The organism is Streptomyces sp. NBC_00287 (assembly GCF_036173105.1).
Lineage (GTDB): Bacteria > Actinomycetota > Actinomycetes > Streptomycetales > Streptomycetaceae > Streptomyces.
In genome coordinates this window covers 719,015-737,560 of sequence record NZ_CP108053.1, presented here as the reverse complement: position 1 = coordinate 737,560, position 18,546 = coordinate 719,015, and the positions used below count along the sequence as shown (strand labels likewise).

General features: G+C 71.7%; 19 protein-coding genes. 8 read left to right on the top strand and 11 right to left on the bottom strand.

Annotation, left to right across the window (positions count from 1 at the left end; genetic code table 11):
- Window positions 1–78: 78 nt before the first annotated feature.
- Complete coding sequence (locus OHT76_RS03670; protein ID WP_328869264.1) at window positions 79–1,458, top strand: 8-oxoguanine deaminase; 1,380 nt, start codon at window positions 79–81, stop codon at window positions 1,456–1,458.
- Here the strand turns inward: OHT76_RS03670 and OHT76_RS03665 are convergent, their stop codons facing one another.
- The 3 genes from OHT76_RS03665 to OHT76_RS03655 are packed head-to-tail and all read right to left on the bottom strand — an operon-like array spanning window position 1,459 to window position 3,427.
- Window positions 1,459–2,040, bottom strand: coding sequence for an Rv1733c family protein (locus OHT76_RS03665; protein ID WP_328869263.1), 582 nt, complete (start codon window positions 2,038–2,040; stop codon window positions 1,459–1,461). It lies immediately after the preceding gene.
- Between the two features lie 33 nt (window positions 2,041–2,073).
- Entirely contained in the window at window positions 2,074–2,829 is a 756-nt protein-coding gene (locus tag OHT76_RS03660; RefSeq protein ID WP_328869262.1) for a ferredoxin reductase, read from the bottom strand.
- Window positions 2,822–3,427 (bottom strand): sulfite oxidase-like oxidoreductase, encoded by a 606-nt coding sequence (locus OHT76_RS03655; RefSeq protein WP_328869261.1) that lies wholly within the window; start codon window positions 3,425–3,427, stop codon window positions 2,822–2,824. The genes OHT76_RS03660 and OHT76_RS03655 overlap by 8 nt, the downstream gene beginning before the upstream one ends.
- A gap of 140 nt (window positions 3,428–3,567) precedes the next feature.
- Between OHT76_RS03655 and OHT76_RS03650 the strand changes: the two genes are divergently transcribed.
- Window positions 3,568–4,278 (top strand): GNAT family N-acetyltransferase, encoded by a 711-nt coding sequence (locus OHT76_RS03650; protein ID WP_328869260.1) that lies wholly within the window; start codon window positions 3,568–3,570, stop codon window positions 4,276–4,278.
- Here OHT76_RS03650 and OHT76_RS03645 read toward each other — a convergent pair.
- Window positions 4,275–4,703: a MarR family winged helix-turn-helix transcriptional regulator gene (locus OHT76_RS03645; RefSeq protein ID WP_328869259.1), complete on the bottom strand. Its 429-nt coding sequence runs from the start codon at window positions 4,701–4,703 to the stop codon at window positions 4,275–4,277. The genes OHT76_RS03650 and OHT76_RS03645 overlap by 4 nt on opposite strands.
- Before the next feature lie 202 nt (window positions 4,704–4,905).
- On the opposite strand from OHT76_RS03645, the gene OHT76_RS03640 reads away from it, so the two are divergent.
- On the top strand, window positions 4,906–5,688 hold the full coding sequence (locus OHT76_RS03640; RefSeq protein WP_328869258.1) for a putative protein N(5)-glutamine methyltransferase: 783 nt from the start codon (window positions 4,906–4,908) through the stop codon (window positions 5,686–5,688).
- 2 nt (window positions 5,689–5,690) lie between these two features.
- On the opposite strand, the gene OHT76_RS03635 is transcribed toward OHT76_RS03640, so the two are convergent.
- A complete protein-coding gene (locus tag OHT76_RS03635) occupies window positions 5,691–6,332 on the bottom strand; it encodes a DUF5666 domain-containing protein (RefSeq protein ID WP_328869257.1) in 642 nt (213 codons plus the stop codon).
- A 101-nt stretch (window positions 6,333–6,433) separates the two neighbouring features.
- Window positions 6,434–8,638, bottom strand: coding sequence for a SpoIIE family protein phosphatase (locus tag OHT76_RS03630; RefSeq protein ID WP_328869256.1), 2,205 nt, complete (start codon window positions 8,636–8,638; stop codon window positions 6,434–6,436).
- Window positions 8,639–8,895: 257 nt separating this feature from the next.
- Between OHT76_RS03630 and OHT76_RS03625 the strand changes: the two genes are divergently transcribed.
- From OHT76_RS03625 to OHT76_RS03610, 4 genes are all read left to right on the top strand, one after another.
- Window positions 8,896–9,768 (top strand): hypothetical protein, encoded by an 873-nt coding sequence (locus OHT76_RS03625; RefSeq protein WP_328869255.1) that lies wholly within the window; start codon window positions 8,896–8,898, stop codon window positions 9,766–9,768.
- A 130-nt stretch (window positions 9,769–9,898) separates the two neighbouring features.
- Window positions 9,899–10,270, top strand: coding sequence for a hypothetical protein (locus OHT76_RS03620; RefSeq protein ID WP_328869254.1), 372 nt, complete (start codon window positions 9,899–9,901; stop codon window positions 10,268–10,270).
- A gap of 89 nt (window positions 10,271–10,359) precedes the next feature.
- Complete coding sequence (locus OHT76_RS03615; protein WP_328869253.1) at window positions 10,360–12,375, top strand: NADPH-dependent 2,4-dienoyl-CoA reductase; 2,016 nt, start codon at window positions 10,360–10,362, stop codon at window positions 12,373–12,375.
- A gap of 23 nt (window positions 12,376–12,398) precedes the next feature.
- Window positions 12,399–12,944 carry a PadR family transcriptional regulator gene (locus OHT76_RS03610; RefSeq protein ID WP_328869252.1) on the top strand — a complete coding sequence of 182 codons (546 nt, stop codon included), beginning with the start codon at window positions 12,399–12,401 and terminating at the stop codon, window positions 12,942–12,944.
- A gap of 1 nt (window position 12,945) precedes the next feature.
- Here the strand turns inward: OHT76_RS03610 and OHT76_RS03605 are convergent, their stop codons facing one another.
- The 3 genes from OHT76_RS03605 to OHT76_RS03595 form a co-directional block, all read right to left on the bottom strand.
- Window positions 12,946–13,554, bottom strand: a complete 609-nt coding sequence (locus OHT76_RS03605; RefSeq protein ID WP_328869251.1) for a DJ-1/PfpI family protein — start codon at window positions 13,552–13,554, stop codon at window positions 12,946–12,948.
- Window positions 13,555–13,652: 98 nt separating this feature from the next.
- Entirely contained in the window at window positions 13,653–14,198 is a 546-nt protein-coding gene (locus OHT76_RS03600; RefSeq protein WP_328869250.1) for a hypothetical protein, read from the bottom strand.
- A gap of 168 nt (window positions 14,199–14,366) precedes the next feature.
- Entirely contained in the window at window positions 14,367–15,365 is a 999-nt protein-coding gene (locus tag OHT76_RS03595) for a fibronectin type III domain-containing protein (protein ID WP_328869249.1), read from the bottom strand.
- 401 nt (window positions 15,366–15,766) lie between these two features.
- On the opposite strand from OHT76_RS03595, the gene OHT76_RS03590 reads away from it, so the two are divergent.
- Entirely contained in the window at window positions 15,767–16,462 is a 696-nt protein-coding gene (locus OHT76_RS03590) for a glycoside hydrolase family 75 protein (protein WP_328869248.1), read from the top strand.
- A 103-nt stretch (window positions 16,463–16,565) separates the two neighbouring features.
- On the opposite strand, the gene OHT76_RS03585 is transcribed toward OHT76_RS03590, so the two are convergent.
- Window positions 16,566–17,570 (bottom strand): helix-turn-helix domain-containing protein, encoded by a 1,005-nt coding sequence (locus tag OHT76_RS03585; RefSeq protein WP_328869247.1) that lies wholly within the window; start codon window positions 17,568–17,570, stop codon window positions 16,566–16,568.
- Between the two features lie 110 nt (window positions 17,571–17,680).
- The gene (locus OHT76_RS03580; protein ID WP_328869246.1) at window positions 17,681–18,433 is read right to left on the bottom strand and encodes an SDR family NAD(P)-dependent oxidoreductase; all 753 of its coding nucleotides are present in this window, start codon (window positions 18,431–18,433) and stop codon (window positions 17,681–17,683) included.
- Window positions 18,434–18,546: the final 113 nt, after the last annotated feature.

The window sequence follows — 18,546 nt, the reverse complement described above, 5'->3', positions numbered from 1 at the left end:
TGCGGATGATCACACGGTACGACGGTGATCGGATCTTTCGCCAGGTCATTGCCCCGGCCCAGGCCCTACGATGACGCCATGACGTCTGCCGCCCACGGTCCGGTCGAAACCGCGGAATTGCTGGTCAGGGATGCGGAACTGCTGGTCGTGGACGACGGGCGGGAGATCGCGGGCGGCTGGGTGGCCGTCTCCGGTGGTCGGGTCACCGCGGTCGGCCCGGCGGGCAGTGAGCCGGAGGCCGAGCGGACCGTGTCCGCCGCCGGACGCCTCGTCACCCCGGGTTTGGTGAACACGCATCACCACATCTACCAGAACCTCACCCGCTCCTACGGGCCTGCTGTCAACGGCTCCCTCTTCGACTGGCTGACCACGCTCTACCCGCTGTGGGCCGGGCTCGACGAGGAAGCGGTCTACGTCTCGGCGTACGTCGGCATGGCCGAGCTGCTGATGGGCGGCTGCACGACGTCGTCGGACCATCTCTACGTCCATCCCCGGCCGCTCCTCGTCGACGCCGAGATCCGCGCCGCCCGCGACATCGGCTTCCGCTTCCACGCCACCCGCGGCTCGATGACCCGCTCCGTCGAGGACGGCGGACTGCCGCCGAGGAGCGTCACCCAGAGCGAGGACGAGGTGCTCGCCGACAGCGAGCGGCTGATCGGGGCCCACCACGATCCGGAACCGGGCGCCCTCATCCGGGTCGCGCTCGCCCCCTGCTCACCGTTCTCGGTGACCCGGGAGCTGATGATCGCCACCGCGGAACTCGCCGAGCGTCATGACGTACGTCTGCACACCCACCTCGCCGAGGACCACGACGAGGACACGTACTGCCTGGAGACCTACGGCTGCCGGCCCGTGGAGTACTTCGAGGACACGGGCTGGCTGACCGACCGCAGCTGGGTCGCGCACTGCATCTACCCCAACGATGCCGAACTGCGCCGTCTCGCCGCCGCGGGCGTCGGTGTGGCGCACTGTCCGAGCTCCAACATGCTGATCGGCGGCGGAACCGCGCGCGTGCGCGAGATGCGCGAGCTGGGCCTGCCCGTCGGCCTCGGCTGCGACGGCTCCGCCTCCACCGACCACGCCTCGCTCTGGCTGGAGACCCGCGGGGCGCTGCTGCTCGGCCGCTACCGCGGCGGCCCCGGCGCCATGACCGCACGCGACGCCCTCGACATCGCCACCCGCGGCTCGGCCCGCTGCCTCGGCCGCGCCGACGAACTCGGCCACCTCCGGCCCGGCGCCTGCGCCGACCTGGTGGTCTGGGACCTCCACGAGGTCGCCCTGGCGGGCGCGTTGAGCGACCCGGTGGAGGCGTGGCTGCGCTGCGGGCCCGCCCGCGCGTGGACGACGGTGGTCGGGGGCCGGGTGCTGGTCGAAAGGGGCGAGCCGGTGTTGCCGGGTCTTGCGGAGGCGCTGCGGCATCACGGGCGGATCGCGCGGCGCATGCAGGACGTCGGCTGATCAGGCCTGCCGCCGGCTCCACTGCGGCTCGGTCCGCGCCCACTCCCGTTCCCACTCCGCGAGCCGACGTGCGGCGGCGACGCGGCGGAACAGGGCGTGGCCGAGGAGAACCAGGCCCGCCGCGCCGGCCGTCGCGCAGGCGCCGATCGTCACGGTGTGCTGCCAGATCGTCGTCTCGCTCGGCGGCGGGGACACGCTGCGGCCGGCGGAGTCGAGCCACACGTCGACCCGGTCACCGCGGTGGGTGCCGGCCGGGACCAGGACCGTGCCTGTCTGCGGGCTGCCGTCCCGGTCCGCCCAGCGCACGGTCGCGCGCTGGTTGCGCTCGACGCCCTGCACTGCGGGAAGTGTGCCCCGGCCCCAACCGACGACCTCCGCGCGCACCCGGTGGCGGTCGGCACGCTGGGCCGTCGCCGTGGCCCGGGCGTCGTCATGCGCCCACCAGCCCGCCGCGGCCCCGGCCAACGGCGCTCCCAGGAACAGCAGGACGGCCACCACCAGTACCGTCCACGCCTCCACGACGTCCGACCGGCGCCGTAGCGGATTGGGCCGCCGACGCCAGCCGGGTACTCGGGTCCTCACATGCGGTCGGGTACCCGCCGACGCGCGCGGAAGTCAGCCGAAGCGCTCGATGCGGATCCGGTCCACCGGCTGCCCGGCCTCGACGAGCAGACGCGAGGCGTGCTCGGCGAACCCGTTGGAGCCGCACACATAGGCCTCCCACCCACCGTTCGGCTGCTCAGCCAGGAGTGGCGCCACATGTGCGGCCGCCATACGTCCCACCGGCACACCCTCCGGGGCGCTCCGCGTGAACACGGGCGTCGTCTCCGCGCCGTACTCCCGCGCGTAGATCAGTTCCTGGGGGCTGCGTGCCGAGACCAGCAGCCGCAGCGGTACGTCGAGCCCGTGCGCCCGGTGGTGGCGGACCATCGACATCAGGGGTACGACCCCGGATCCGGCGCCGATCAGGAGGGCGGGCCGGTCCCCGGGCCAGGCGAAGAAGCCGCTCACGGGCCCGCGTACCTCCACCCGGTCCCCGGGCCTGGCCACGGTGTGGAACCAGCCGGAGACCTCGCCGCCCTCCACATGGTCCAGGGTCAGCTCGATGTGCCCGGAATCGTCGGGCGCGGACGCGATCGAGTAATGGCGCTGGGCCGCGTAGCCGTCCTCGGCGGTCAGCCGCAGCATCAGATGCTGGCCCGGCAGATGCCCCGCCCAGGCGGGCACCGCGAGCCGGACGGTGGACGCGTGCGGGGTCTCGCGCCGGATCTCGGTGATGGTGGCGCTCTGCCACACCGCCGCGGTCTGATTGCTCACCGCGATACGTCCGGGCACGGCAAAGCGGGTCGGGGGAGTGAATGTCTCAGTCACCGGAGTACCGCTGCTCCTCCCAGGGGTTGCCACGCGCGTGGTAGCCGTTCTGCTCCCAGAAGCCAGGCTCGTCGTGGTCGAGGATCCTCAGGCCCGCGATCCACTTGGCGCTCTTCCAGAAGTACAGATGCGGCACCAGCAGCCGCGCCGGGCCGCCGTGCTCCGGGGCGAGCGGCTGGCCGTCGTACTCCCAGGCGATCCAGGCCCGCCCGCCGGTGAGGTCCGCGAGCGGGAGGTTCGTGGTGTACCCGGTGTGTGAGTAGGCCACGGCGTGGGTGGCGGAGGCATGGGGCCGGACCACACTCAGGAAGGCGTCCAGGGACACGCCCCCGAACCGCACCCCGAACTTCGACCAGCTCGTCACACAGTGGATGTCACCCGCGTACACCGATCCGGGCAGCGCGTGGGCCTCGTCCCAGTTCCAGGTGCGGGGCTCCTCGACCAGGCCGTCGACGCGGAATGTCCACTCCCCGGGCGTGAGATCCGGCGTGACCTCGGCGGACAGGACGGGCCAGTCGTCGCCCGCGTCGTACTGGCCCGGTGGCAGGCCGGAATTCTGGACGCGGGGGCGTCCGGTGAAGCCTCGGGTGACGTTCATGCGGGTGGTGCCTCCAGACCGCCGTGCGCGACGGCCGTGATCAGTACGTTGCGCATTCAACCGTACTGGTCCGAACGTAGGGGAATAGCCGTCGGCCGATCTTGCTTGGCTTCTGTGTCGGTGCGGGAGAGAGGGAGCAGATGTCCAAGGGGTACGACCGGGTCCTCGACAATCCGGCGCTGGCCGCGCTGACCGGCCCGCACGCCCACTTCGCCGAGCGGCGCGGCGGGGTGCTGCGCTACCCCGCCGAGGTGTCGCCCTGGGTGGCCCTGCCCGACGAGCCGGAGGCCGCCGACTGGGCGGACGTCGCCGCTCTCGCCGGTCCCGGCAACGAAGCCCTGCTGATCGGCTTCCGGGGCCGGACGCCCGAGGGCTGGGAGACCGTCTTCCGCGCCGACGGCGTGCAGCTCGTCGGCGAGGACGTTGCCGGGACACCGGACCCGGAGGCGGTCCGCCTCGGCCCGGCCGACGTACCCGAGATGCTCGACCTGGTCGCCCGCACCCGGCCGGGACCGTTCCTGGCCCGCACCCTCGAACTCGGCACCTACCTGGGCATACGCCGGGACGGCGCCCTCGTCGCCATGGCGGGGGAGCGACTGCGCCCGCCGGGCTGGACGGAGATCAGCGCGGTCTGCACCGACCCAGCCGTGCGCGGCCAGGGCCTGGCCGGACGCCTGGTACTCGCCGTCGCCCAAGGCATCCAGCAGCGCGGCGAGCGGCCCTTCCTGCACACCGGCGCCACCAACACGGGCGCGATCCGGCTGTACGAGTCCCTCGGCTTCCGCGAGCGCCGCACCACCGTGTTCCTCGGCACCCGGATCCCGGACGACCTTCTGGAGCCGGCGGCCTAACCGGCGTTGTAGCGCACCAGATACCCGGCGAACCGCTCCAGATCCTCCTCCGACCAGTCGGCCAGCCGCTCCCGTACGACCTCCCGCCGCCGCTCCGTGACCTGGGCGAGCAGCCGCCGCCCGGCATCCGTCAGATGCAGCACCTGCACCCGGTGATCGTCCGGGTCGAGGCTCCGCCCGATCAGCTCGTCGCGCTCCAGGGCCGCCACCTGGCGGCTCACGGTGGACTTGTCCAGGGCGTAGTGCGCCGCGAGATCGGTGGCCCGGCAGCCGCCGCTCTCCTCCAGATGCCCGAGCAGGGTGTACGACACCAGCGACAGCTCCGGGTGCATCCGTCCCGCCGAGGCGCGGGCACGGCGGGCGAAGGCCGTCATCTCGCGCTGGATGGTCTCCACGGCCGCGTCCGAAACGTCCCTCGTACTCATGGTTGCAGAGTACAACTCGGCAGACAGCGGCGGTGATCACTGGGTAGGCTGACGCCCCGTCCGCGGATCGTCCCGGACGTGCCGAACCGAGGGGGTGAGACCCATTACCGCTGTGTCAGGTCGGGTGCTCTCCCCACGCGTCGGTGTGGTCGCCGGTCACCGGTGACCCGAGGAGCGCCCTTCGGATCCCGAAAGGCCCCCTTTGTCTTCCCTCTCTTTCTCATCTGACGCCGTCGTCACGGCGCTGCGCGCCGCTGGCTGCGTCTTCGCCGAGGATGAAGCGCGGTTGCTGCTGGCCGCTGCCGCCTCCCCGGCCGAGCTCGCCTCCATGGTGGACCGGCGCGCGGCCGGTCATCCCCTCGAACTCGTCCTCGGCTGGGCCGAGTTCCGCGGCCTGCACATCGTCGTCGAACCCGGCGTCTTCGTACCCCGCCGCCGTACCGAGTTCCTGGTCGAGCAGGCCCTCGCCCAAGTCCCGGACGCCTCCCTGGTGGTGGACCTGTGCTGCGGCTCGGGAGCCGTCGGCGCGGCTCTGGCCGCAGCGCTGGGCACGGTCGAACTGCACGCCGCCGACATCGACCCGGCCGCGGTGCGCTGCGCCCGCCGTAACATCGCCGCGTACGGCGGCCGGGTCCACGCCGGTGACCTGTTCCGGGCGCTGCCCGCGGCCCTGCGCGGCCGTATCGACATCCTCGCCGCCAACGTCCCCTACGTGCCCACCGACGAGGTCCCCCTCCTGCCCGCCGAGGCCCGCGACCATGAACCGCTGACCGCCCTCGACGGCGGCACGGACGGCCTGGACCTGCTGCGCCGGGTCGCCGACGAGGCGGCGCGGTGGCTGGCGCCGGGCGGATGCCTGCTCGTCGAGACGAGCGAGCGCCAGACAGCGGCCGCCGTCGAGGCCTTCACCTGGGGCGGGTTGATGCCCCGGGTGGCCGAGTGCGAGGAGCGGTACGCCCAAGTCGTGGTCGGTACCGTCCCGTAGCGTCAGGCCGCCGCGTCGTTCCAAGGCGGCCCGTCCCGGTCGTCGCGCCAGGGCAGCTTGTCGCGCCAGTCGCCGGGGTCGCGCTTCTCCCAAGTGCCCGCCAGGACATGGTCGGCGGTGCGTTCGCCGTCGTCGGAGCGGGTACCGGCGAGATACACCTCGTCCCCGTCCTTCAGACCGTCGGAGTCGCCCTGCTTGTGGACCGTGGTGTCCGAGCCGACCGTCCAGGTCCACTCGGCGCCGTCCTCGCTGCGGACGGTGACCTGCTCGCCGTCCACCTCCTCGACGGTGCCGCGCTGCCAGACGCGGACGATCCACTCGTCGCTGTCGCCGTCCTGGACAGTGGCCTCACCGTGAACGGCGCCACCGCCCATGCCGAACCACGGGCCACGGTGGTGCCGTTCACCGGGACGGTCCGGTGCGTCCGGCGACGCCGAGGCGGAGGGCGTCGTAGAACCGCCTCCGCCGTCCGAGCCGCTTGAGGTGGCCGCGTAGGCGACGGTGCCGCCGAGGGCGAGGACGGCGATCGTGGTCGCCGCGGTGATGGTCCGCGCGCGGGCGGACTGCCGTCGCCACAGGCCGCGCGGGCGGTCGCGGTCCGGTCCATTGGTGAGCAATTCCGGTGAGTCCGGCTCATGTGTCATGGCTCGCTCCCTCGGCCACGGCGGCCCGGCCGTCCGGTGCCACGCCTTGCTGTGATTGTGGGATGGGGGCGGTAAGAAGCCGGTAACGGTTTCCTGTGAAGCTAATCAGGCGTCACGGCGCGCGCGATGAGCAGGGCGACGTCGTCGGAGTTGTCCGGCTGGTGCAGTGTGCGCAGCAGGAGGTCGCAGACCTCCTCCAGGGGGCGGTCGGGGCCTTCGAGGAGGTGGAGGAGGGCGTCGAGGCGTTCGTCGAGCGGGTGTTGGCGGGTTTCGACGAGGCCGTCGGTGTAGAACACCAGTCGGTCTCCCGGCTCCAGGGCCACGGTGGTCGTCGAGAATTCCACTCCGCCCACGCCGAGCGGTGCCCCGGTGGGGAGTTCGAGGAGCTCGGGGGCGTGTCCTTCGCGGACGCGGACCGGTGGGAGGTGCCCGGCGTTGGCGATTCTGCACTGCCGCAGATGCGGGTCGTGGACGGCGTACACGCAGGTGGCGATGGAGTGGTCCAGGCCCTCGGTGGTCTTGTCCAGGTGCTCCAGCAGCCGGGCCGGATCGAGGTCGAGGGAGGCCAGGGTGTTGCTCGCGGTGCGCAGCCGGCCCATGGTCGCGGCGGCGTTCACCCCGCTGCCCATGACGTCGCCCACGACCAGCGCGGTCTTGCCGCCGTCCAGGGGGATCACATCGAACCAGTCGCCGCCGACCTCGGCCGTGGCGCCCGCGGGCTGGTAGCGGGAGGCGACCTCCAGCCCGCCGGTCATCGGGGGATGGCTGGGCAGCAGACTGCGCTGGAGGGTGAGGGCGGTGTCGCGGGCGTTCTGGTACCAGCGGGCGTTGTCGATCTGTACGGCCGCCCGGGCCGCCAACTCCCTTGCCAGCAGCAGATCGTCGTCGCCGAAGGGCAGGGGGTTGTCGGTCCGCTTCAGATCGAGGGCGCCCAGCACCTCGCCGCGCGCGATGAGCGGCACGGCCAGATAGGAGTGCACCCTCGCGCGGGCCAGCCGCTCGGCCGCCTCGGGGGAGCGGGCGATCCGGGGCAGGTCCGCGGGCTCGACCTCGGCCACCAGCACCGGGCTGCCGGTGCGCACACACTGGGTGACCAGCCGGTCGGGCGCGTACCGGGCGATCTGCCCGGGCGGATCGGCGGCGTCGAGGGCCTCCGACGGCCGCCCCGCCTGGACCGCCAGGGCGCGGATCACGGCCGCCTCGGCGGGCCCGAGGCTGCTGCGTCTGCCCTCCACCACGGCGTCCAGCAGATCGACGGCCGCGATGTCGGCGAGCTCCGGGACGGCGACGTCGGCGAGTTCATGCGCTGTGCGGTCCAGTTCGAGGGTGGTGCCGATCCGGGTGGAGGCGTCGGCGATGACGGCGAGGCGCCGGCGCGCGGCCTCGGCCTCGACCTGGGCCCGGTGTTGCTCGGTGACGTCCACTACCGAGCAGGCCACCCCCAGCACTGTCCCCAGGGCGTCCTCGAGCCGGTACATGGACAGCGACCAGGCGTGGTCCTCGTCCGGATCGGCCGGGGTGCGTCCCACGGTGGACTGGTCAACCAGCGGCACCCCGGTCTCCAGTACTCGCCGCACCGCGGACTCCAGGGCGGGAGCGTCGACATCCGGCAGGACTTCGGCGACGGTACGGCCCAGGTGTTCCTCGGCGGGTACGCCGTTGATCCGCTCCAGCGCCGGGTTGACGGAGACGTACCGGAGATCGGTGTCCAGGACGCCCAGCCCGATCGGTGACTGCGCGACCATCCGCGTGGAGAGCGCGACGTCCCGCTCCAGCCGGCGCACGGTCGACTGGTCGGCGGCCAGGCCGAGCGCGTAGACATCGCCGCGGTCGTCCAGCAGGCGTTGGTTGCGGAACTCCACCAGCCGGGTGCTGCCGTCCTTGTGCCGGATCGGAAAGGCTCCGGCCCAGCTCTCGCCGGTCTCCAGGACATCGGCGAACAGCTTGACCACCAGGTCGAAGTGCTGTTCGTGGATCATCAGCTTGACGGCGGACCGGCCAAGGGCCTCCTGCGCGGAGTAGCCGAAGAGCTGCTCGGCCTGGGGGCTCCACAGCACGATCCGGCCGTCGGTGTCCAGGACGACAGAGGCCACGCCCAGCACGTCGAGCAGCCCACTGGGGTGCACGGGACCGCGCACCGGCTCGGCACCCGGCGCGGGTTGCTCGCCCGGGGGCGCCGCGGGCACGGGCTTGTCACCCGGCGCGGACACCGGCACCGCCACGTCACCCGGCGCGGAAACGCGCACCGGCGCATCGCCCGGCACCGGCTCGTCGCCCCGGGCCACGGGAGATCCGGCTGCAGTCATCCCACGCACCGCCTTCGCCCTTTTTCGCGCGGCACGCCGTCCCCCGTGCCGACTCCCCTTGTTCTACCGCGTTCAACCGTCTCCGCGACCTCTCGCGTCGCTCACCTCCACCATCCCTCAACACGAGGGCGGGCGTCCGGGGAAGCGCAACGAAGACGACCACTGCCGTTCCTCTATTGGTCTGTACATGACCATCGTGGCCCGCCAGACTGTCCGCCGAGCACGTGCACCCCACCCCCCACCTGAGGAGTCGGCTCATGCCCCTGCGCGCCCGGCAACGTTGTCATGCCGTCCTGACCGGTCTCGTCGCCCTCGCCAGTGCCGCCGTCCTGGCCGGCGCCCCGCCCGCCTTCGCCGCCGACACCTGGACCGAGGCCGGCTCCGACCGCGCCGACCCGCTGACCGAGAGCCAGGGCCTGACCTCGGTCGAGGTCCCGGCGAACAGCCCCAACCGCTACACCGGCATCGGCACCATCCCCGGAAGCGTGAGCAGCCGGGGCTGGAACCACGTCGGCGACCCGGACGCCTCCTACAACGGCTACTACATCGAGCCGTACCAGGCCGACTCCGGCACCGCGAAAATGTTCCGCGTGCAGGCGCCGGGCGGCACCTGGTCCGAGTACGTGCACACGCTCAGCAGCGGCGAAGCGCTCAACAACTCCTGGGTCGCCGTCGCGCCCGGCGGCCAGTGGATGCTGGCGGGGGAGTGGGGCACCATGAACCGCCTGCTCGTCTTCCCGACCCCGGGCGTCAACCCGAGCACGTCCCCGTCGGCGAACCTCCCGCAGGCCTCCACCGTCCATCTGGACCACGCCGTACGGGACATACAGGGCTGCGACTTCTCGGGCCCGACCACCCTGCTGTGCTCCTCGGACGACCCGGCGGGCACCCTCTTCGGCATGACCAAGCCGCTGCTCCAGATCGACCTGTCCGCCCAGCCGGGCAGCTCCGACGTCAGCGGCCATGTCACCGCCCTGCGCCAGCTCCCGCTGCGCAGCGGCTGCTCGGGCAGCTTCGAGACGGAGGGCATCGACTACGACCGCCGTACCGGCACCCTGCGCGTGATCGTCCTGTCGCCGGGCTTCTGCATCCTGACCGACAGCAAGACGTACCGGTTCACGCGCAGCTGACCCGGCGCCGTTCCTCTCGGGGCCGCGGGGCTGTACATCCCGGAATGTAGTGGTTTTCTGGGAGTGCGACACGGTGTCGCGGGGGAACCCGGCGCCGTGACGCGGCGCGGCCTCGAGAGGAGCGATCACGATGGACAGTGAGCGAGTGCACCCGGAATCCGTCTCCGTGGAGATCAGCGGATGCAGCAAGGAGGATGCCCGGATCGTGTTCGACGCCCTGTGCGCGTGCTTCGACTCGGACCGGTGTGACGACGACGTACCCCAGGAGTGGCACGAGACCCGGCCGACGGTATGGCTGGGCACCTTCGACGTCTCCGAGCCGCACCCCGGTGCTCACACCGGCGGCCGGCTGTCCGCGTCCGTCGAGGCCGATGTGCAGGGCGGCTACTGGGCGATCGACCGCTTCCGCACGACCCTGCACGACCTGTTCACGGTGCACGACCTCAGCACCGCCTCCGGTGACCAGGAGCGTGAGCTGCACGTCCGTCTCGAAAGCCGGTGACCTGGGTCTCTCCTCTTGTGCAACTAGTTGCATAAACCGTGCGCGGTCCTCTACAACAGGGGTGACGACACCGCGCACGGAGGGGCCCGATGAGCCGTTACCCGCACCTGCTGAACCCGCTCGACCTGGGCTTCACCACCCTGCCCAACCGCGTCCTCATGGGTTCCATGCACGTGGGCCTGGAAGAGGCCGAGCACGGCTTCGAGCGCATGGCCGCCTTCTACGCCGAACGCGCCCGCGGCGGCGTCGGCCTCATCGTCACCGGCGGTATCGCCCCCAACGACGAGGGACGGCCCTACGAGGGCGGCGCGAAGCTCACCACCGAGGCGGAGGCCGAGCAGCACCGGGTCATCACCGAGGCCGTGCACCGCGAGGGCGGCCGGATCGCGATGCAGATCCTGCACTTCGGCCGGTACGCCTACCACCAGGACCTGGTCGCGCCGAGCCCGCTCCAGGCGCCGATCAGCCCCTTCCCGCCGCGCGAGCTGACGGACGCCGACGTCGAGCGGACCATCGAGGACTACGCCCGCACCGCCCGGCTCGCCCAGCAGGCCGGGTACGACGGCGTGGAGATCATGGGCTCCGAGGGCTACCTCATCAACGAGTTCATCGCCACGCAGACCAACCGGCGTACGGACCGCTGGGGTGGGTCGTACGAGAACCGCATGCGCTTCCCGGTCGAGATCGTGCGCCGGGTGCGCGAGGCCGTCGGCGAGGACTTCATCATCGTCTACCGGTTGTCCATGCTGGACCTGGTCCCGGGCGGCTCCACGCTCGACGAGGTGATCACCCTCGCGAAGGCCGTGGAGGCCGCCGGGGCGACCATCATCAACACCGGCATCGGCTGGCACGAGGCCCGCATCCCCACCATCGCCACCTCCGTGCCGCGCGGCGCCTACACCTGGGTCACCAAGCGACTCATGGGCGAGGTGTCCCTCCCGCTGGTGACCACCAACCGCATCAACACCCCCGAACTCGCCGAGGAGTTGCTCGCCGAGGGGTTTGCGGACATGGTCTCGATGGCCCGCCCGATGCTCGCCGACCCCGACTTCGTGAACAAGGCGGCCGAGGGCCGGTCCGAGGCCATCAACACCTGCATCGGCTGCAACCAGGCCTGCCTCGACCACACCTTCAGCGGCAAGATCACCTCCTGTCTGGTCAACCCGCGCGCCTGCCACGAGACCGAGCTGATCCTGTCCCCGACCCGGCTGCGCAAGCGGGTCGCGGTCGTCGGCGCCGGACCGGCGGGCCTGTCCTGCGCGGTGTCGGCCGCCGAACGCGGCCACGACGTCACGCTGTTCGACGCCGCGAGCGAGATCGGCGGCCAGCTCAACGTCGCCCGCCAGGTCCCCGGAAAGCAGGAGTTCGACGAGACCCTGCGCTACTTCCGCCACCAACTCGAGGCCCACGGCGTGGAGATACGGCTGAACACCTGGGTGAGCGCCGAGGACCTCTCCGGCTACGACGAGGCCGTCGTCGCCACCGGCGTCACCCCGCGCACCCCGGACATCCCCGGCGTCGACCACCCGAGCGTCGTCGGCTACCTCGACGTACTGCGCGACCGCGTGCCCGTCGGTGACCGCGTCGCGATCCTCGGCGCGGGCGGCATCGGCTTCGACGTCGCCGAGTTCCTCACCGACGGCGGCGACAAGGCGAGCGAGGACCCCGAGACCTACTTCCGCCAGTGGGGCGTCGACATGTCCTACGAAGGCCCCGGCGGCCTCGCGGCACCCGAGCGGCCCGCCCCGCCGCGCACCGTCCATCTCCTCCAGCGCAAGCCCACCAAGGTCGGCGCGGGCCTCGGCAAGACCACCGGCTGGATCCACCGCACCGAACTCAAGCACCGCGGCGTCACCATGGTCCCAGGCGTGCGCTACGACCGGATCGACGACGCCGGACTGCACGTCACCGTCGGCGAGGAGAGCACGGTCCTCCCGGTCGACACGATCGTCCTGTGCACCGGCCAGGAGCCGCGCCGCGATCTGTACGAGGAGCTGGTTGCCGCCGGCCGCAGCGCGCACCTGATCGGCGGCGCCGACGTGGCAGCCGAACTGGACGCCAAGCGCGCCATCAAGCAGGGCACGGAGGTCGCGGCCGCCCTGTAAGGGGGCGTCCCTAGGATGACGTCATGTCACTCCCGCACGCGATCCTCACCGCCCTGCTCGAAAAGCCGTCCTCGGGGCTGGAGCTGACCCGTCGCTTCGACAAGTCGATCGGCTACTTCTGGTCGGCGACGCATCAGCAGATCTATCGCGAGCTGGGAAAACTGGAGGCGGACGGGTTGATCCGCGCGCTGGCGTCCGAGCAGCCGGCGCGCGGTCAGAAGAAGAGCTACGAGGTCCTGCCGGCGGGCCGTGCCGAACTGGCCCGCTGGAGCGCCGCCTCCCAGGAGCCCAAGCCGCACCGGGACACGCTGCTGCTGCGGCTGCGCGCGGCGGCCGTGGTCGGAACCGAGGGCATCGAGGCCGATCTGCGCCGCCATCTCGACCTGCACCGACAGCAGCTGGCCGAGTACGAGGAGATCGAGCAGCGCGACTTCCCGCCCGGCAAGGACGATCCCGAGGACCGGCTGCGGCACCTGGTGCTGCGGGCGGGCATCGATCTGGAGACCTTCTGGACGCGGTGGCTCGAACACGCGCTGGAGGAGTTCGCCGAGCTGCCGCATCACGAGTGAGTCAGCGCAGTGCGACCTCGCCCGCCCGGACGGCACGCAGGGCGCGCTCGACGGTCTCGTCGTTCTCGCCGACCGGAGCCACATAGTCGAGGACATCGCGCGCGGCGTCCTCGCCGAGCATCCGCGTGATGACCCAGGTGCCGAGGTACTGGGACGCCAGACAGCCGCCCGCCGTGGCGATGTTCCCCTCGGCGTGGAACGGCGCGTCCAGCACGGTGACGTCGCAGGCCTCGACGAAGGGCCGGCTCTTGTTGTCCGTGCAGGCCGGCATGCCGTTCAGCAACCCGAGCCGGGCCAGCACCAGCGCGCCGGAGCACTGCGCACCGATCAACTGTCGCGCGGGGTCGAGCGGCAGCCGGGAGATCAGCCGGTCGTCGGCGACCACGTCACGCGTCTTCACCCCGCTGCCGATCAGCACGGCATCGGCCTCGGTCACGAACTCCATCGGGCGCTGCCCGGTCACCTCGACGCCGTTCATCGACGTGACCACCGGCGTCGGCGTCGTGATGAAGGCTTCCAAGCCCTCCTTGCGACACCGGTTGATCAGCGCGGAGGCGATGAAGCTGTCGAGTTCGTTGAACCCGTCGAAGGTGACCACGGCTACCTGCATCACAACTCCTCGGAGGGCGGCATGAGATCAGCCAGTCTCCCCGGCGCGCCCTTCGGGGGTCGAGAGCCAATCAGCGGCTGGTGGCATGCGCGCCCGCGTCAGAGGCGGTACGGCTTCGCACGGCGGCGCAGGAACCAGACCGTGGCCCCGGCGCCCACCACGAGCAGACCGCCGCCCGCCGCGAGCGTCAGCGTGCCGTAGTCCTCGGCGGCGCCGCCCAGACCGCCCATGACCCCGCGCGAGGGGGAGGCCGTCGCAGAGACGGTGGGAGTGGCGGCCGCGGAGACCACCACGGACTGGGTGCCCGCGGTCTGGTTGTTGAACGCGCACTGCACGATGACCGTGTACGTGCCCGGGCTGACGCCCGACCAGGCTGCGGACTGCTGGGTGGCGGTGCCCGACAGAGCTACCTGGCGGCCCTGGGCGAAGTTCGCCTGGCTGCTGGTGAGCAGTGAGGCGGTGCCCCAGCTGCCGGCGGAGTTGGTCTGGCTGCAGGCGCTGGTGGTGACCGAGACCGTGTTGCCGCTCGTGCTCACCGAGATCCCGGACTGCGCGGCGGCCGTCGGGGCGGTCAGGGCGAGCGGAAGCGCGGCGGCGGCCGCCACGGTCAGCCCGGAGCGGAGAAGTGGCGATGAGTTGCGCATGTGGACTGCCCTCCGGCGGCACGGTTGGCGGTACATCCCTTGCGCCGCCGAGGGTCGGGGAATGCCCGTGCTGCCTCAGGGGCAGCCAACGTGCCCCCGGCCCGCCCCGCATGCGGACTGCCACCGGGCAGGTGACGGATTCCATCGTCCGGCCCATGGGAGGGGGTGTCAGGGTGATGCGTGGCCGGTCGTCACCGTCCGCTCCGTCGAGAACCCGCCCCAGGTCCCGTCGGGCAGCCGTGCCCGCAGCCGCACCCGATGGCTCACCCCTGCCTCGCCGTCCGCGTAGAAGCTGTACGTGGCCTTCTCGCGCGGCGCGTCTCCGCCGAACACCACCGACGTGGCGGGCTTCCCGTCGAGGTGGACCTCGTACTCCGTGACGACCCCGTCCGTGCGCGGCGGGACCCAGCGCAGGTCGATGTAGTAGGCCCCGTCCTCGTCACTGCGGTGGGTCGTGGCGCGGAAGTCGGTCGGTGCGGTGCCGCGGCCGTCGTCGGTGCCGGGTGTGGTCAGGCTTACGGGGGTGCCGGCCGGTGAGGCGTTGTCGGCGGCGTCCCGGGCGCGGACCGTGAAGGTGTAGCGGGTGCCCGGCCGCAGCCCCGTCACCACGGTCGCGGTCTGGTTTCCGCCCACACTGTGGATCTTCGTGCCGCCCTGATGGATGTCGTACGACACCACACCCCGGTCGTCCTTCGCCGCGGACCAGGACAGCTGGACGGCCCGGCTGGCCACCGCGCGGCCCTCCACCGCGCCCGGCGCGGTCGGGGCGGCGCGGTCCGCGGCGGCGGAGGCGGGGGTCTTCGCGCGGACCTCCTCGCTCGGCGGTCCGACGCGGCCGTCGGTGTCGCGGGCCCGCACGGTGAAGACGTACGTCGTGGAGGGGCGGAGCCGGGTGACGTCCACCATGTGTTCGTCACCCGGCACGTCCTCGACCTTTGTGGTGCCGCGATACACCTCGTAACCGTCGGTGCCTTGGCTCGCTGCCACCGCGTTCCACATCACATGCACGCTGGTCGCGCTGCCCGCCTCGGCCGTGACGCCCCTTGGCGCGCCGGGGAGCGGGCCCTCGTCGGCCTGGCCCTGCCAGCCGCAGGAGGCGACCAGGGCGAGGGCGCCGCAGAACACGGCGAGTCGGTGCGGACGGGCGGGAACGGGAATGCGTCGCACGGCTGAGCCTCCCGGGGACGGCGCCGGGAGCGAACCCCTCGGCAATGGTCCGGACCAATATGACGCGGCTGACGCGATCACATCAAGAGGGCGGTCGTGGGCGACTCTTCGCGAGAGTTACGTATGCTGACCTCTCACGGCTGAACTCCCCGTAAGGGCTCGGTAGTTCATGCCGGTGGCGCGGACCGCTGTCGTCGCTGATCCCGCGCCGGCCGTGCGCGGCCGGGAGGCCGAGCCGACACAGGCTCAGACTCCCGGCCGCTGCCGGAAGTTCGACGCCGTACCGCCGAAGGGACCCGTCGACGCACCCCGTCTGGCCCCCGAACGCTGGCCCCATGATGAACCAGGCACCAGATTGGGCTGAGTGTTCGTCAGTGTCCCCTCGGAGAGGCAGCCTTATCGTGCGTGTCCAGTCGCTGACGTTGGTCGCGGCAAGCGCAACCCTGCTTGCCCCGACCACGCTGCCCACCGCCCCACCACAGGCCGAGACTTGGCCGGCGGTGCGGCCCCAGGGCGAGGTCCGCGCCGCCGATCTGCTGGCCAAGGCGCGCACCTGCGCCCAGATCTCCCGCGGGCGCTACCGCACCGACGACGGCCGGCCCGCGACCATCCCGGTCTGCGGCACCCAGGAGGCCGTCTTCTGGAAGGCCGACCTGGACATCGACTGCGACGGACGCCCGGGCAGCCACTGCAACGGCCGTACCGACCCCTACTTCAGCGACGCCACCGCCTTCACACAGTCCGACGGCCGCTACCTGGACGCCGAACGCCTCCCGTACGTCGTCGTCCCCGCCCCGAGCCGGGTCTGGGACTACCGGACGCACGGCATCCGCGGCGGTTCGCTGGTCGCCCTCGTGTACCAGGACCGTGTGCGCTACGCGGTCATCGGCGACGTAGGCCCGCACGACATCATCGGCGAGGCCTCCTACGCCGCCGCCGAATCCCTCGGAATCCACCCCGACCCACACGGCGGCGGCACGGCCTCCGGCGTCACCTACATCGTCTTCAAGGACACCAGGGTGGACCCGATCGAGGACCCCGAGGCCGCGGTCACGATGGGGGAGCGACTGGCACGCAAGTTCGTGCGCGACGGCTGAGAGGCCCAACAGGGGCCCCGTACAACGCCGGGGCCCCTGTGCTCCCCCCCTCCCTCACATCGTGGCGCGCGCCGGCGGCTGCGAGTTGGTGATGGGTGCGGCGTTAGTTGTCGCTGAGCGCAGCCTGTTGTGTGTCCGGCAGGCTGCGCAGTGCCGTATGCCGGAGTTCTCTGGGCGACATGCCGTATGTCGCGCGGAACGCTCGGCTGAAGTCCGGAGGGCGCATGAACCCCCAGCGGGCGGCGATGGCGCTGATCGAGCGCCGTCGTAGGCGGGGGTCGGTGAGGTCGGCGTGGCAGCGTTCCAGGCGGCGTCGGCGTATCGAGGCCGCCACGGTCTCGCCCTGCTCCCGGAAGAGCGTGTGCAGGGAGCGTACGGAGATGTGGTGGCGTGCCGCGATGTCCGCCGGTCCCAGGTCCGGATCACCGAGGTTGTGGTCGATGAAGGCGTTGACGCGGGCCAGCATGGCGTGTCGGCGGGTCTCGGCCGGAAGGTCGTCGTAGGCGTCGAGATGCTGGGCCATGCAGGCGCCCGCCAGGTCGAGTGCCATCGCCCCTAATCGGCTCAGGTCGCGCGGCTCGCAGTCGGGGCCGTAGGCGTCCAGCGTGGTCATGAACCGGGCGAGAATCGCTCCCATGCCGGTGCCGGTCGACAGGGGCTGGGCGAGGAGCCGGTGGACCTTGTCCGGCGGCAGCGGCAGCTCCTCGCGGGGCAGTTGCATGATGGCCACCTCGGTGTTGCAGCCTCGGTCGGGCACGGCGCCCTCGAACGGTTGCGAGAGGTCGAAGAGCACCATGTTGCCGAACACCAGCCCGGAGTCCTGCCGCCGCTGGCTGATCCACAGCGGGCTGCCGGAGACGAACGTCAGCTGATACGTGCCCGGGTCGGCGCGCCGGATGTCCGCCCAGGTGCGTCTCAGGTATGCGGGCGGGCTGCTGAACACGGCCAGCCGCACGGAGTCGAGGTCCAGCACCGAGGCCCACGCGGTGAAGTCCCCCGGGTTCGCGCTGCTGAGGCTGAGCGGTGCCAGCTCACGCGAGACCAGCTCGGCCCAGAACGGCAACTGCTCCTTCGCGGGCAGATCCTCGTTCGACACCTTCAGCCACATTCCGCCACCCCCGGAATCACCGCTCCCACGACTGGATCTCGGCCCGGACGAGACACCCCGGCCCCTGGGCTATTCCCGACCCTGTTCGGTTGACGCTCCGAGCCCCATGGTCAGACCGCCGACCAGCCGTCGTCCACCGGCAGCACCACGCCGTTGATGTTGCTCGCCGCGTCCGAGGCGAGGAACACGATGGCCGCGGCCTGCTCCTCGGGCTGGGCGAGCCGGCCGAGGTTCACGAAGTGCGGGCCGAGCGCCGTCGGGCCGTGGGCGCCCTGCTCGGCGTCGACGGCGATGCCGGTCTGGGTGCCGCCGGGCGCGATGGCGTTGGCGCGGATGCCCTGCCCCCGGTACATCACCGCGAGGTTCTTCGTCAGGCCGACCATGCCGTGCTTGGAGGCCGTGTACGCGGCGCCCGCCGCACTGCCCCGCAGGCCCGCCTCGGAGGCGGTGTTCACGATCACGCCCTTGCCCGCCGCCAGCATGTGCGGCAGTACCGCCCGCGTGAGCTGGAACGGCGCGGTGAGGTTGACCCGGATGACCCGCTCCCACTCGGCGTCGCTCACATCCGCGACCGCTGACATACGGTCCATGATCCCGGCGTTGTTGACCAGCACGTCCACCCCGCCGAACCGCTCCACGGCGGCGGTCACGACCGCGTCGATGACCGACTGCTCGCTCAGATCGCCGGTGACGGCGACCGCGGTCCCACCCTCCTCCTCGATCTCCTTGACGACGGCCTGTGCGCCCTCGGCGTTGAGGTCCGCCACCACGACCCGGTCGCCCTGGGCCGCGAAGGCGAGGGCCGCGGCCCGGCCGATACCCGAACCCGCTCCGGTGACGATGACACCGCGTCCGTCGGTCATGAGTTGCTCCTATCCGTGTGCCAGGGCCGACTGCCCTGCGCGGGCTCACTCTACGACTTAATGTCTTCGACTGACATAAAGTCGTGGTGGAGAATTCCGGGAGAGCGATCACC